Source organism: Actinotignum sanguinis (assembly GCF_003957255.1).
GTDB classification, from domain to species: Bacteria; Actinomycetota; Actinomycetes; order Actinomycetales; family Actinomycetaceae; genus Actinotignum; species Actinotignum sanguinis.
The window spans coordinates 82932-98035 of sequence record NZ_QDIE01000004.1; the positions used below are offsets into that span (position 1 = coordinate 82932).

Annotated in this window: 12 protein-coding genes; 9 read left to right on the forward strand and 3 right to left on the reverse strand. The window is 62.3% G+C overall.

The genetic code is table 11. The features are described 5' to 3' along the window. Positions 1-8: 8 nt before the first annotated feature. Both DDD64_RS02260 and DDD64_RS02265 read right to left on the reverse strand, forming a co-directional pair. The gene (locus DDD64_RS02260; protein ID WP_126134833.1) at positions 9-488 is read right to left on the reverse strand and encodes a hypothetical protein; all 480 of its coding nucleotides are present in this window, start codon (positions 486-488) and stop codon (positions 9-11) included. An 89-nt stretch (positions 489-577) separates the two neighbouring features. Next, positions 578-1870 (reverse strand): DUF349 domain-containing protein, encoded by a 1293-nt coding sequence (locus DDD64_RS02265; protein ID WP_126134834.1) that lies wholly within the window; start codon positions 1868-1870, stop codon positions 578-580. A 141-nt stretch (positions 1871-2011) separates the two neighbouring features. Between DDD64_RS02265 and DDD64_RS02270 the strand changes: the two genes are divergently transcribed. The 6 genes from DDD64_RS02270 to DDD64_RS02295 all read left to right on the forward strand — a co-directional run bounded on the left by DDD64_RS02270 (position 2012) and on the right by DDD64_RS02295 (position 9178). Beyond that, positions 2012-2740, forward strand: coding sequence for an MBL fold metallo-hydrolase (locus DDD64_RS02270; protein WP_126134835.1), 729 nt, complete (start codon positions 2012-2014; stop codon positions 2738-2740). A gap of 13 nt (positions 2741-2753) precedes the next feature. After that, positions 2754-4070: a histidine--tRNA ligase gene (gene hisS, locus DDD64_RS02275; protein WP_126134836.1), complete on the forward strand. Its 1317-nt coding sequence runs from the start codon at positions 2754-2756 to the stop codon at positions 4068-4070. Further along, positions 4067-5824, forward strand: coding sequence for a dynamin family protein (locus tag DDD64_RS02280; RefSeq protein WP_126134837.1), 1758 nt, complete (start codon positions 4067-4069; stop codon positions 5822-5824). Before hisS ends, DDD64_RS02280 begins: the two co-directional genes overlap by 4 nt. Continuing rightward, a complete protein-coding gene (locus DDD64_RS02285; RefSeq protein ID WP_126134838.1) occupies positions 5803-7353 on the forward strand; it encodes a dynamin family protein in 1551 nt (516 codons plus the stop codon). Before DDD64_RS02280 ends, DDD64_RS02285 begins: the two co-directional genes overlap by 22 nt. A 113-nt stretch (positions 7354-7466) precedes the next feature. After that, positions 7467-7940, forward strand: a complete 474-nt coding sequence (locus DDD64_RS02290; RefSeq protein ID WP_126134839.1) for an arginine repressor — start codon at positions 7467-7469, stop codon at positions 7938-7940. Positions 7941-7942: 2 nt separating this feature from the next. Next, complete coding sequence (locus DDD64_RS02295; RefSeq protein ID WP_126134840.1) at positions 7943-9178, forward strand: argininosuccinate synthase; 1236 nt, start codon at positions 7943-7945, stop codon at positions 9176-9178. 87 nt (positions 9179-9265) lie between these two features. Here the strand turns inward: DDD64_RS02295 and DDD64_RS02300 are convergent, their stop codons facing one another. Then, positions 9266-10813, reverse strand: a complete 1548-nt coding sequence (locus tag DDD64_RS02300) for an MFS transporter (protein ID WP_241227342.1) — start codon at positions 10811-10813, stop codon at positions 9266-9268. Positions 10814-11089: 276 nt separating this feature from the next. On the opposite strand from DDD64_RS02300, the gene DDD64_RS02305 reads away from it, so the two are divergent. From DDD64_RS02305 to tyrS, 3 genes are all read left to right on the forward strand, one after another. Beyond that, on the forward strand, positions 11090-11905 hold the full coding sequence (locus DDD64_RS02305) for a nitroreductase family protein (protein ID WP_126134842.1): 816 nt from the start codon (positions 11090-11092) through the stop codon (positions 11903-11905). An 86-nt stretch (positions 11906-11991) separates the two neighbouring features. Further along, positions 11992-13422: an argininosuccinate lyase gene (argH, locus tag DDD64_RS02310; protein WP_126134843.1), complete on the forward strand. Its 1431-nt coding sequence runs from the start codon at positions 11992-11994 to the stop codon at positions 13420-13422. 99 nt (positions 13423-13521) lie between these two features. Beyond that, positions 13522-14781 carry a tyrosine--tRNA ligase gene (tyrS, locus tag DDD64_RS02315; protein ID WP_126134844.1) on the forward strand — a complete coding sequence of 420 codons (1260 nt, stop codon included), beginning with the start codon at positions 13522-13524 and terminating at the stop codon, positions 14779-14781. Positions 14782-15104 lie beyond the last annotated feature (323 nt).

The following is a 15104-nucleotide window of genomic DNA, read 5'->3' on the forward strand; positions in this document are numbered from 1 at the left end:
GAACCCGCTTAGCGCTGGGCAATAGCACGCAGAGCCGCACGTGCTGCGGCGAGGTGCTGCCCGGTGAGGCTGTGCGCCGCAGCTTCCCACTCATGAGCTTCTAGAAGGCGCCGCCGTGCTACCTCCAAAGCGCAGGAAATCGCCACGTCCAGCTCCTCCTGGCGAAAAATATCCGTGATTGTGCGCGGTAGTGTGGTCAAGCATAATCCGGCTATCGATTGGCGCTCCGCGGGCGCTGGCTTGCGCACACCCCGCGACTTCGCTCGCACGCTACAGATCCGCACCAGCCGGTCCGCTGGCCAATAGCCGGTATACACCCACAAGGCGCTCAGAGTGATGGCGATGGTATCCCGCCCCAGCACCGGCGCAAGAAGAGAAGCCCGCAGCGCCGCATGGGTGGCGCAATCAGCCGCGCACACCAGCCCAGGCGCATATTCCACCAGCAAACCAGCGTTAACATCCAGGCGCTGCACCGCATCCACATACATATCGAGAGTGTGCGATGGTAAAGAAAATAACGCAAGCCGCTTTCCCCAGGCGGGGAGAGCGGCTTGCGTTTATCCACAGGTAGGTGAAGTTACAGATCCTTATTTACCTGCTCAAGCCAGGCCACGCGGGCGGCCCGTGCTTCGTTCAGCTCGGTGAGCTTCTTTTCATCGCCGGCCTGGCGTGCCTGGGCAATCTCCTCATCGAGTTCCGCGATAAGCGCTTCGAGCTGGGCGGCCATCCCGGATGAACGCTGCTGCTTTTCCGGATCGGTACGGTTCCAGCGGTCGTTTTCCGCCGCGCGAACCTTCTCCTCAATTTCCCGCATCCGGCCCTCGGTCCGGGCAATATCACCGCGCGCCACGAAGCCGATCGCATCCCAACGCTCCCCGATCTCACGGAGCTTTTCGCGGGCTTCATCCACATCGGTGATGGGCAACAGGGCTTCGGCCTCCGCTACCAATTCGAGCTTCGCGGCCAAATTTTCCGCGTACTGGCTATCCACCTGGCTGAAATGCGCATCCCGAGCATCGTAGAAAGGCTGGCGAGCGGCCATGAAACGCTCCCAGAGCTTATCGTCATCGCGGCGCCCGGCCCGCCCGGCCCGCTTCCATTCATCCATGAGTTCGCGGTAGCGATCCCCGGTTTCCCGCCAATCGGTTGAGGAAGAGAGCGCGGCGGCCTCCGCGATGAGCTTTTCCTTGGTGGCCTTCACCTGGCTGCGGCGCACATCCAGTTCCTTATAGTGGTTGCGCCGGGCCCGGTCAAAGGTGGAGCGGGCAGTCGCAAAACGCCGCCACAGCGCTTCTTCGGTGGGGCGATCAATGCGTGCCCCCTGGCGCTGGGCCCGTTTCCAACTCTCGAAAAGATCATTGAGCTCAGCGCGGGTATTCTGCCAGTGAATGGTGTGCGGATTCGCGTTGGCGAGTTCCTCAGCGCGTTCCACAATCTGAGTGCGCTCCTGGAGGGCAGCTTCCTTGGCAGCGGCGCGCTGGGCCGCGTATTCCTTGGCGCGCACCGCCACGACTTCTTCGAGCTTATCCAAGCGAGTGCGCAGCGCCGCGATATCGCCCACGGCGGCCGGTTCAGCCAGTTCCTTGCGCAGGGACGCGATTGACTTGCGGCTTTCTTCGGGGGATACGTGGTGGGCGCGCGTTTCTGCCAGGCTCACCTGGGTATCCAGGTCAATATAGCGGCGAATATAGAATTCCAGGGCATCATCTTCGGTGCCGGAAGCCGCGTAATGGCCAACGACCCGTTCGGTATCCCCATCCTTAAGCCACACCTTCCCTTCGTCGTCCACGCGTCCGAAAGGACGGGCTTTGGCGACGGCGGCCGGATCCAGCGGCGCGGGAGCGGGCTGAGCGGGATGAGCTGTGGACATTGTTACTCCTTGTGGAGAAAGAGGCGTGAGGTACACGCCGCGGGACAACTTTAATTCTTACGGTATACCACAATTGTGCCACGGAGAAAGGGATTCCGGGTGCCAGTAGGAAAAAATCGGGAGAAAGGATACGGTTAATGCATGTTTTTCTTGCGGTATTCCAATACTGCCCTGGAGGCGAATTGTTATATCATGGCCGACCCTACGCATCGGGTAGCCCTGGTTGTTGATGCGGGAGCTGGCAGTGCCGCGTGGGTAGAACGCGCCTTGGCAGCCCGTAATTTGCGCCTGGGTGCCGTACTGGCCACGCACGGGCACGGGGATCACGTCTGGGATGCCGGGGTGGTGGCCGGCTCGAGCGTGCCGTGTTTTATCGCTGAGCCAGATGTGTACCGGCTGGATAATCCGATCGCTCATGCTTTTTACGCCCCGCTTGTTCTGGCCGCCACCGGGGGGCGTTCCTGGGTGAAACCAGAGAAGATCGTGCCCCTTCCCGAAGCCATATACACGGAGGGAACGGAACTGGTTCCCGGCGTGCACCTGCGCGCCATTGCTGCCCCCGGGCATACCGAAGGCTCGACAGTTTTTCTTTTCTCGGGGCGTTTCGACGCCGATCCGGAAACCCCGCAGCTTCCCGATTGGGGCTTTGGGGAGAATTTCATGATCACCGGAGACGTGCTCTTCCGGGACGGCGTGGGCCGCACCGACCTCGAGGGTGGGAATGATGCGCAGATGCGCGCTTCCTTGCGCACCATCGTGGCCAATGTGGAAGGCTCCACGATTTTCTTCCCCGGCCATGGCAAACCCTCCACCCTGGCGCGCGAACTCAAAGCCTCGCCGTACCTGCGCGCTTATATCGCGATGAAGTGAAAGAATAGTACCTATGAAAATTGCGCCGATCTCCGGTTTCCCCGAATGGCTCCCGCAAGCCCGTATTGTGGAACAGAAAGTTCTTGACACCCTGCGCTCCACCTTTGAACTCCACGGTTTTTCAGGAGTGGAAACTCGCGCCGTCGAACCTATGGATCAGCTGCTGCGCAAAGGCGAAACTTCCAAAGAAGTCTATGTGCTGCGCCGCCTCCAGGGGGAGGAAGGCCAGGATTCCGGCCTCGGTCTGCACTTCGATCTCACTGTGCCGCTGGCCCGCTACGTGCTGGAGAACGCCGGAAAACTTGATTTCCCCTTCAAGCGCTACCAAATCCAAAAGGTCTGGCGCGGCGAACGCCCCCAGGACGGGCGCTTCCGGGAGTTTTACCAGGCCGATGTTGATGTGGTCGGCCAGGATGCCCTCGCCTTCCACCACGATATTGAGCTGCCTCTCGTCATGGTTGACGCGCTGAGCAAGCTTCCCATCCCGCGGGTGCGGGTGCGCGCCTCGAACCGTAAACTCGCCCAGGGCTTCTACGAAGCGATCGGGCTGGAGAATACCGAGGAAACCCTGCGAATCCTAGATAAGCTCGACAAAGTCGGCCCCGGGGTGGTGACCGAGCTGCTCTCCGAACACGTGGGAGCAAGCGCACAGCAGGCGCAACTCGCCTTGAGTTTGGCGGGCATCACAACCGAAGATGCCTCTTTCGTTGACAAAGTCCGCGCGCTCGGTGCGTCGTCGTCGCTTTTGGACGAAGGTCTGGAAGAACTAGCAACACTCGTAACCGAAGCGAACTCTCTTATACCCGGTTCGGTCAGCGCGGATCTGTCTATTGCGCGCGGCCTGGACTACTACACCGGTTCCGTTTTCGAATCGACGGTGGAAGGGCACGAAGACCTCGGTTCGGTATGCTCGGGCGGGCGCTACGATAACCTGGCGACGGCTGGTAACCGCAGCTATCCGGGCGTGGGCCTGTCCATCGGGGTCTCGCGCCTGCTCGCGCGTTTCCTGCACCAGGATCTGCTCCGCGCCAGCCGCAAGGTTCCCACGGCCGTGTACGTGGCGGTCAATGCCGAATCGGAACGGCACCACGCCTCCACCATCGCGGCGCGGTTGCGTTCGCGCGGTATTCCCGCGGACGTGTCACACAATGCCACGAAGTTCGGTAAGCAGATCAAGGCGGCCGATAAGCGCGGCATTCCTTTCGTATGGTTTACGACGGCGGAAGGCGAGCAGGTCCGTGATGTGCGCTCGGGCACCCAGGTCCCCGCCGATCCGGATACCTGGACTCCGCCGGAAGAAGATCGCTACCCGCGGGTGATTATGCCGTGAGTCGCCTGTCTTCCCTCGAGCGGGTACGCCAGGCGCTAGGCAACCTGAGATTCCCGCTGCCCACCCCGGGTGCGGTAGACGGGCGCGATGCCCGCACCGACAGCCTCCACCAGCTTGATGACTACGTGCTCCCGCGCCTGCGCTCCCTGGACGCGCCGCTGGTGGCCGTGGTGGGCGGGTCTACGGGTTCGGGTAAATCTGCCCTGGTGAACGCCCTCGTGGGTGCCTCGGTCACGCCGTCTTCCGCACTGCGCCCCACTACCAGGATCCCGGTGCTCGCCCATGCTCCCGGGGAGGAAGCGTGGTTTTCCGGCGACCGTATTTTCCCCGGGCTGGCGCGCCTGAGCGGCGCCGGTGCAGGTCAGGCGCACGAACGTTCCGATGCCGGCGCCGGCGCAGCGGAGGCGAGCGGCGAAATCCGCTTGGTGGAATCACCTCGTGTCCCGCGGGGACTGGCCCTCGTGGATTCTCCGGATATTGACTCGGTCGAGGGAGGCAACCGCAGGCTGGCCGGCCAGCTTCTCCAAGGGGCCGACGTGTGGGTTTTCGTTACTACTGCCGCGCGCTATTCAGATGCGATTCCCTGGGCTCTTCTTGATGAAGCAGCCGAGCGCAATATCGTCATTGCGGTTGTTCTCAACAGGGTGCCGGTTGGGGATGCCGCGGCGATTCGGCCCGATCTGATCCGCAGGCTTGAGGAACGCGGCTTGGGAAGCGCTCCGCTCTTTGTCATAACCGAGTACCCGGGAGCGCCGGGCATTCCGGAGGCCGACGTGGCTCCGCTGCGCGAATGGCTCGCCGGGCTCTCCCGCGATGAACGTTCGCGCGTCTCGGTAGCGCGCCAAACTCTGACCGGGGCGCTCGGTAGCCTGGCCGATACCTGCGCCCAGGCTCGCTATTCCTATCTGGAACAGATCGAGGAAGTCGAACGTTTAGACGCAGCTGTCAGTGCTGCGCTGAAAGATGCACGTGTCAGTATAGAATCCGGCATCGCGGATGGCACCGTGTTGCGCGGGGAAGTGCTGCGCCGCTGGCATGAGATGCTTGGCAGCGGGCAGTGGGCACGCGCGCTGCAAGCAGGCGTCACGCGGTGGCGTGACCGGCTGAGCTGGCGGCGAACCGCTGGCGGGAATGCGAGCGAGGACTCCGTGGGGGAGGCCATCGAAGATTCCCTCACCGATATGCTCCTCACCGCGGATGCCAGTCTGGCCGCTTGCCTCACCACCGAATTGGAGCGCAGCGCAGCCGGTGCGGGAATAGTCCTCGCGGTTGAGTCTCGGAGTGCGGAAGCGGGCTCCCAGCGCGATAGCGCGGCTCGCCGGGACGCTGCCGGAGCCCTGGTTCACGATTGGCGCCGTGCTCTCACGGATATGCTCGGCGAGCAGGGGCGCGGCAAGCAGTTCACCGCACGCGTTGTTTCGCTCGGTATTAATGCGGTGGGCGTCGCGCTCATGCTCGTTGTCTTTGCCCACTCCGCCGGCCTCACCGGCGGGGAAGTAGCTATCGCCGGGGGAACGGCCGTGGTGGCGCAGCGCGTTTTGGAAGCTATTTTCGGCGACGACGCTGTTCGCCGCATGGCCGCTACCGCCACCGAGGATCTCCTCGGGCGCACCGCGGAGTTCTTCGCGGCCACCGCCGCACCCTACCGAGAGGAAATCGCGCGTTTGGGAATCAGTAAGGGTGCTCTGAGTGAGCTGGATGAAGCGATGCGCAGCGCGGAAGGGAGGCGCGGATGGATCTTCCCACTGGATTAAAGAACCTGGAGCAGGCCCTCGACCTGGGCGGCGACTACCTTGATGGGGCAGTGCGCGGCCAGGCCCGTGATGTGCTAGCCCGGGCGCGCCAGCGCGGCCTGGTAGGAACCGAACGCACCGTGGTGGCTCTGGCAGGAGCCACCGGTTCGGGCAAGTCATCCCTGCTCAATGCCATTGTGGGGCAGGAGGTGGCCGGGGTGGCCGCCACTCGGCCGGCTACCCGCGCACCCCTGGGGGTCTCGGGGCGCCACGCCTCTGACGTTCTCGATTGGCTCGGGGTGCGCGAACGTAAAGTGCTGCTGCAGCTAGCTCCCGATACCACCGCCAATCTGGTGCTCGTGGACCTGCCGGATATTGATTCGACGGCGGATACTCACCGCGCCCAGGCCGAGCGCATTATCGCGCGGGCCGATGTGGTTATCTGGGTGCTCGACCCGCAAAAATACGCCGATGCTGTGGTTCACGAAGATTTCTTGGCAGCAATGGGTGAATATCATTCTTCTCTCCTCATCGTTATCAATCAGATTGATCGCCTCAGCGCTGCTGATGAAGAAGCTATTGTGGCTGATCTGGGGCGTATTCTCGCCGCCGAAGGCGTGAGTGCGGATATCGTGGCGGCCTCTGCACTCACCGGGGTGGGAGTTGAAGAAATTCGCGGAGCGCTCGTGGAAATCGCCGCGGGGAAGAGAGCCGCGGCGGAAAAACTCGCCGCGGATGTGCGGACCGTGGGCGCGGCGCTCACGGAGAACCTCGTTGACCAAGGCGGATATCCGCGTGACCTCACCGATATTGCCGGGGTGGATGACCTTGTTACCGGGCTGGCTCGGGCCGGCGGCCTGAGTTCGGCAGCCCGGGGTGCCGCGGACAACTACCGCAGGGCCGCCCGGCGCGCGACTGCCTGGCCGCTGCTGCGCGGATGGGGGAGGGGTGTTATGTCCGATGCGGGAGCTCGTTCATATTTGCCAGATAGCTCTGACGCAGTGGCTAGTTCCGGAACCGTAGAAAAAACTCGGGTGGCGCTGGGCGAATTCATCGCGCAGGCCGCCCGATTCCTCCCGCGTTCCTGGCGCGGGGCGGTGCGCGATGAAACTTCCCGGCAAGCCGCGCGGCTTGCCGATAGCGTCGCGCGGATTATCGCGTGGGAAAGCCAGGCTTGGCACCGGCCGCGCTGGTGGGGCGTCGCAGCTACCCTCCAGTGGCTGGCTTTTGCCGCTCTGGTGCTGGGCGCACTGGGAATTGGTGCTGGGATCATCACCGAAGCCGGGGGAGTAGCCCTCCCGCTGGGGCTGCGCCGGGCCAGCCTGATGTGCGTGGTGGCCGGCGCCGTATGCGGCGTCGTCGTAAGTATGAGCGCGCGGGCTGCACGCACGCACGGAGCGCAACGCGTTCAACGTCAGGTGACCACCCGGGCGCGCGGCGCTATCGATACGGAGGTGCGCGATACCGTACTTGCACCCTTCCGCACGGAAATGGAACGCTACCGAGACTTTGCGCGCGCCGTGGCATCATTAATGCGGGTGTCTGCCTGACTCGGGCCGGCACCCGCCGCGTGTAATGCAAAAAATTGCATCAGCGCGTATGATTATAATGCAAGGGAGCGCGGGCCGTCGGTTCGTGTTCCCGGTGATGCGAAAGGATCATTGTGACCGCCGGAATTCCTTCGAGTCGCACCGCCCGCCAAGGGCTTATCGCCTCGATTCTGGAAGCTCATCTCATCGGTTCCCAAAATGAATTACGGGAGTATCTCATACGTGCCGGGGTGGATGTCACCCAGGCCACGCTCTCCCGTGATTTAGACGATTTGGGGGCCGTGAAGATCCGGGTGGACGGATCGATGGCATATCGCATCGCTGACCAGACGATGGATACCGGGGAGCGCCTGGCGCGGTGGGCTCGTGAAATACTGCTCAGCGCCGAATGCGCCCTCAACCAGATCGTGCTGCGCACCCCGCCCGGGGCCGCGCAGCTACTCGCCGCCGGGATCGATCGGGCGCGCTTGGACGGCGTGCTCGGGTGCGTTGCCGGAGACGACACCGTGCTGGTCATTGCCCGCAGTGAAGAACGCGCGGTAGAGATCAGGCAACACCTCCTCTCAATGGGGGAGAAAAAGGAGTAATAATGGCGAAGGAGCGGGTAGTTCTCGCCTATTCGGGCGGACTGGACACCTCGGTGGCGATCGGCTGGATCGGGGAGCGAACCGGAGCTGAAGTGATCACCGTTGCCGTGGACGTAGGCCAGGGCGGTGAGGATCTGGAGACCATTCGCCAGCGCGCCCTCGATTGCGGGGCCGTGGAGGCCTATATCGCCGATGCCCGCGATGAATTCGCCAGTGAATACTGCATGCCGGCCCTCAAAGCCGGAGCGCTCTACATGGACGCCTACCCGCTTATTTCCGCTATTTCCCGCCCGGTTATCGTCAAGCACCTGGTGGCTGCGGCTCGGCAATTCGGGGCGAACACGGTGGCGCACGGATGTACCGGAAAAGGTAATGACCAGGTTCGTTTCGAAAACGGTATTACCCAATTGGGGCCGGATCTGGCGTGCCTCTCCCCGGTGCGAGATCTCGCGCTCACCCGCGAATTCGCTATTGATTACGCCAATAAGCATAATTTGCCCATTGAAACGACTCACCATAATCCCTTCTCCATTGACCAGAATGTGTGGGGGCGTGCCATTGAAACCGGGTATCTCGAAGATCTGTGGAATGCACCCACGAAGGATGTGTATACCTACACGGATGATCCGACCTACCCGCCGTTGCCCGATGAAGTGATCATCACCTTTGAGGGTGGTATTCCGGTCAAGATCGACGGCGAAGCCGTCACTCCGTTGCAAGCTATTGAACAACTCAATACGCGAGCTGGAAAGCAGGGGATTGGCCGGATCGACGTAGTGGAAGACCGCTATGTTGGCATTAAGTCCCGCGAGATTTACGAGGCACCGGGTGCCATGGCGCTGCTCACCGCGCATAAGGAACTCGAGAACGTGACGATGGATCGCGAGCAGGCGCGCTTCAAGCGCACCGTCGCGGACCGCTGGGCGGATATCGTATACGAAGGCCAGTGGTTCTCCCCGCTCAAGCGCTCCCTTGACGCCTATATCGAAGATACCCAGCGCTATGTCTCCGGTGATATTCGTATGGTTATGCATGGTGGGCGCGCTACCGTGACCGGGCGGCGCTCGGAGGCATCGCTTTACGATTTCAACTTGGCTACCTACGATGCCGGTGATTCCTTCGACCAGTCGCACGCGAAGGGCTTCATCGAATTGACCGGGCTGCCCGCGAAACTTGCCGCCGCCCGCGATGTTACCTTCGGGCGCGGGGTGGCTATCCCGCCCGCGCGACTGAACTAGCGCGGTGCGCCCGCGCGGCTGTATCTAGAACGGGGCCGAGGTCGTCACGACCTCGGCCCCGTTTTTACTTCGGTGCTTGATGATGCGTTACTTCGCTTCGCGGGCGCGCAGCATCGCGGGCGAAGCGGGCCGGCGCATGAAAATAATCGAGACAGTGAGAGCAAGTGCCACGATAAAGCAGATCGTCCCCATGGAAGCCGCGTAACCGGTGAACCAGGCACCGGCCCCGCGCGGGGTTCCCTCGTTGACGAAGGCGAAGAGAATCGCGGTCACCATCGCATTGCCGATAGCGGTGGTAATGCGCTGACTGGTTTGCTGCACCCCGCCCGCGGTACCGCCGTGGGCGGGCGGAACGTCAATCATTGCCTGGGTCTGATTGGCCGAACCAATGACGCCAATACCGAAGCCGAAAACGCAGATGGGGAGGGAAAGCCACCACGGACTCCACCCCGAATAGGCAATTCCGGCGGCCAGCGGAATACTCGAAGCGAGCGATACCAGCGCGAGCGCGAAAGCGCCCGCCTGGATATGCCGACCCCACGCCACCGCGTAGCGCCCTGCCCACACCGAGGCGTAGGCCGAGGCAATCGCGTTGGGCAAGCCGAGGAGCCCGGCCTGCAAAGCATTGAATCCCATGCCCTGCTGGAGATACATCGCCAGCACCACGAAAACAGATGTTGTTCCCAGGAACTGGATGGCGGTAATGGAGGTGCAGAAACTGAAGGATTCGATGCGGAAGAGGCGCAGATTGACCATGGGAATCCGTCCCCGTTTCGCATAAGAATGCTCCCAGAGCACCCAGGCCAGCCCGAGGAGGGCCCCGCCGCCCAGCAGCACCCAGCGCCAGGCGAAGTGGGACATGAAGGGCAGCATGAGGCAGAGCACCGCGAGAGCCAGCAGGGTCATCCCCACCGGGTCAAGGTCGAGGCGATGCCCGCGCCGGCGGCCAACCGGTTGGCCCCGACGTTCCATTTCTGCCCGGTAAGCGGCATCGATTTTAGCGGCGTCGTCGCCAATAGCGCGCCGTTCTTTGAGGAAGGGCAGCAAGAAAATACCCAGCCCCAAACCAAGCAAACCGAGCGGAACGTTGAGAATAAAGGACCACCGCCACCCCACGGGCCCGAAGATCTGCACGAGGCTCCCCGAGAGTAGCGGCCCCACGGCGACCGAGGCGGAAATGGCCAGGCCCATATAGGCGAAGGCTTTAGCGCGGGCGTGACCGTCGAAATACTGCATGATCATGCCGGTGACCTGGGGTGAGAAAATCCCCGACCCGATGCCCTGGAGGGCGCGCGCGATATTGAGGATAAACGCGTCGCTGGCCACCCCGCACAGTAGCGAACCGAGCGTAAACACCGCCATCCCGATCATCCACAGCGAGGAGCGTCCGAAGATATCGCCCAGGCGCCCCGCGGGAACCAGGAGCAGCCCGAAAGCTAGGGAATATCCGGAGAGCACCCACTGAATATCACCGCGCCCGGCATTCAGGCCCGTTTCGATAATGGGAAGCAGATTATTAACCGAGCTGACCTGGATAAGCGACATGACAAGCGCAACGATGAGCACCACAAGGAGCTTATTGCGGTCATACGTTCGGTCCGAACCCGGAATCGTGAAATAACGCGTATTTTCCATTCCATCCTTCACAACAACGCGCACGCTGGCGGCATAGATATAGCCGTGAGACGAGCGCAACCTAGCTCCGGTAACTCTGCGATGCTGTGGTGTACAAAGGTGAGCGGCGGGGCCGGCAGGTAGCCGAACACCCGGCCGCATGCACAAAAAGAGCCCGCACTGAGGCGAGCGAGCAGAGACAGCAGTCCCGGTACGGGTGCCAGCATAGCAGCATTCCCTGGCAATGCCAGCTGTGACGAATCTTGCGCCGTGGCCCAAGCGTGGGAGAATACCCGTATGGATACTTCACACAAGACTTCAGAAGATATGCGCCTCGCTGATACTGCCGCGGCTGCCACGCTGCGCACTCAGCTCAACCACCGCACCATTCGTGATTTTGATGGCCGGCCGCTCGGGGAGGAACTTACCGCCACCCTGGTCAAGGCCGCGCTGCACGCCGCCACCTCGCAGGGCATGCAATACGCAAGCATTATTCGAGTGCAGGATCCAGCCCGTCGCCAGGCCATCGCAGAAGTCTGCACCCAGGCCTACGTGGCGCAGGCACCTGAACTGTGGATTTTCGTGGCGGATACGCGCCGTGCCTGGCGCGTGTGCCAGGAGCAGGGTGGTGAGGGTGCCGGGGCCCGCAGCTATGACGCCTTTAACGCCGCGGTTGCGGATTGCATGATCGCGGCGCAGAACACCGTGGTGGCGGCGGAAAGCCACGGTTTGGGTACCACGTACCTCGGTTCTATTTTGAACGACGCCGAACGCATCTGCCAGGTGCTCGAATTGCCCGAACTCACGTTCCCGGTTATTGGCCTCATCATGGGTTATCCCGATCCGGAACGCATCCCGGCGCTCAAGCCCCGCATGGATGCCGAGCTGCGCGTTTTCACTGACCGTTACCAGGAACCGGAATCCGCGGTGGAATCGCTGCGCGAGTACGACGCCGCCATCGCGCCTTGGGTGGATATCCGCTACGGAAAGCCGGTCGGCCCCTTCACCGATTACGTGCCTACCCGGCTGAGCGGTTCGGTGGCGCGGCGCGGGCGGTTATTGGCCGCCATCGGCGCGCAGGGATTTGACGTGGCACTTCCCGCGGAAGAATAGTGGAATACCGGCGAGAGGGCACCCAATTTCCCGCGGGGGAGTAGCGGAACTTCCCGCCCGAAAGTGAGCGTGTTTAGAATAGTGCAATGACTGAACATCTTGCCCTCTGGGGCGGGCGCTTCAGCGGTTCCAGCGCTGACGCCCTGACCGAACTTTCACGCTCGACCCATATTGACTGGCGCCTGGCACCCTACGATCTGGCCGGGAGCCACGCCCACGCCCGGGCGTTGGCCGGGGCAGGACTCTTGGACGATTCCGAGCTCGCCGCGATGCTGGCCGCGCTGGATACGCTCGGGCAGCGGGTGGCCAGTGGGGAACTCACGCCTTCCCCCGATGACGAAGATGTGCATACCGCGCTGGAACGTGCCCTGCTGGCCGAAGCCGGGGCCGAGCTGGGAGGGAAGCTTCGGGCTGGACGCTCGCGCAATGATCAAATCGCCACGCTTATCCGCATGTACCTGCGCGACGCGGCGCGATACCTGAGCGAAAAACTGCTGACGGTGGTGCGGGCGCTCGTTTCGCAGGCCGAACGCGCCGGCGATGCGGTTATGCCCGGGCGTACCCACCTCCAGCATGCCCAGCCGGTGCTGGTAGCCCACCATCTGCTCGCCCATGTCTGGCCGCTATTGCGCGATATCGGGCGCTGGCAGGATTGGGATAAACGGGCCGCGTATTCGCCCTACGGTGCCGGGGCGCTGGCGGGGAATACCCTGGGGCTGGACGCTGCGGCAATCGCGAGAGAACTAGGCTTTAACGCCCCCGAACACAATTCCATTGATGCCACCGCAGCACGGGACCTGGTTGCCGAATTCAGCTATATCTGCGCCCAGATCGGGGTGGATCTCTCGCGGCTTTCCGAAGAAATTATCCTGTGGAATACCCGCGAATTCCGCTTCGTCACTCTTGATGATGCCTACGCGACCGGATCCTCGATTATGCCGCAGAAAAAGAACCCGGACGTAGCCGAATTGACCCGCGGCAAGAGCGGGCGCCTCATCGGTGATCTGGCCGGATTACTAGCTACCCTCAAGGGGCTCCCGCTCGCCTATAACCGAGATCTACAAGAGGATAAAGAACCGGTTTTCGACGCCATCGATACCCTTGACCTCCTCCTCCCGGCAGTGGCGGGCATGGTAGAGACCATGGTGCTTAACTACGAGCGCATGGCCGAGCTGGCACCCCAGGGATTCTCCCTTGCCACCGATATCGCCGAGTGGTTGGTGCGCGGCGGGGTACCTTTCCGGGACGCGCATGAAATTTCGGGTCGCGCGGTCGCCTTCTGTGAAGAGCGCGGCATCGAATTATGGGATATGAACGACGACGAGCTGCGCTCCATCGACGCGCGGCTCACTCCGGATGTTCGGGATGTGCTCACGGTGGCCGCCTCTGTGGGGGCTCGGCGCGGGGTGGGGGGCACCGCACCGGAGCGTGTTGCGGAGCAGTTGGCCACTGCGCGGGAATTCATCGGGCGCGCGGAGGGCTTTGCCCGCAGCGCGACCGGTGCGGCGTCGTCGTAAAAAGAGATAGTGGCAGGAATAAACCGGGCGTGATAACGTCCGGACGTGACGTTACGGAAAGGCCCGTGGCGCGCGAAGTACAACGGAAGGACACGAGACGTGAAGGACGTTCTTGAGGAACTGGAATGGCGGGGGCTGATCGCCCAGCATACGGATATTGACGCGCTGCGTAGCGCGCTGAACTCCGGTCCGGTCACCTTCTATTGCGGTTTTGATCCGACGGCGGCTTCGCTGCACCACGGTCACCTTGTCGCGGTGAAGCTGATGCGGCACCTCCAGCTGGCCGGACACCATCCACTAGTGCTCGTGGGTGGGGCGACCGGGCTCATCGGGGATCCGCGTCCCTCAACAGAACGCACGCTTAATCCACGTGACACCGTTGCTCAGTGGGTGGAATCTCTGGCCGGGCAGCTGCGCGGTCTACTGGATTTCGAGGGTGATAACCCGGCTCGGCTCGTCAATAACCTCGATTGGACCGGGCAGCTTTCCGCGATTGATTTCCTGCGTGACCTGGGTAAACATTTCCGGCTTGGGACGATGCTCTCCAAGGACATTGTGGCGCGGCGCCTGGAATCGGATGAGGGTATTTCCTACGCCGAGTTTTCCTACCAGGTTCTCCAGGCCAATGATTACCTTGAGCTGTTCACCCGTTACGGTTGCACCTTGGAGGTGGGCGGGAACGACCAGTGGGGCAATCTTGTGGGCGGTATGGACCTCATCCGCAAGGTGACGGGCGAATCGGTGCACGTGCTCACGAATCCGTTGATCACCAAGTCGGATGGCACAAAGTTTGGGAAATCCGAAGGCGGAGCCGTATGGCTCAACCCCGAGATGCTTAGCCCCTACAAGTTCTTCCAGTTCTGGCTCAATACCGCCGACGAAGACGTGGTGCATATGCTCAAGGTCTTTACTTTCCGGACTCGGGAAGAAATCGAGGAGCTGGCTACCGCGGTGGCGGAGCGTCCCCAGGAACGGCGGGCACAACGCGTGCTTGCTCAGGACGTGACGGCCTGGGTGCACGGTGCGGATATTGCCGAACGGGTGGACAATGCTTCGCGCGCGCTCTTCGGTGGCGACGGTTTGGCAGCTTTGGATGCCGATACCTTGCGCGACGCCGTAGCGGAGCTGCCGCAGGCGACGGCGCCCGTGGGAACTCCGATTCCGGAGCTCTTCGTGGCCACGGGCCAGGAACGGGGCCTGGGCGCCGCGCGGCGTACCGCGAAATCCGGCGGCCTGAATATCAACAATCGCAAAGTTGGAGAGGCTGACGTGCTCAGCGCCGACGATGTTCTTCCCGGGGGCGTCGTGGTGCTGCGCAAGGGTAAGAAAAACCTCGCGGTTATCCGTGTTACGGAGTAAATAGCGATGTAAAGAACGGCTCTCGCACGCGCGGTGGGCTAGGTAGTGGCGGCGTTACCGGTGGTGGTAGCGCCGCCACTTCTGTAGAAGGTGGACGAATAGGCCAATGGCGGGATATCGGCGTAGTTAGGGATTTTTGCCTGATTTTCTGTGCTGTTTTCTTTGGTTTTGTTTGGTTTTTGGGGTGTTTGGGTGGGGTGTGGTGGGTGTCTCTCTGGTTTGATTTGCGTCTAGCGGGTTGGGCTTGTAAGCTTGTTATCCGTCGCCGAGGCCCGGGAAACCGGTAAGCGGTGACAGGATCCCTTGAGAGTGGCGTGGTTCAC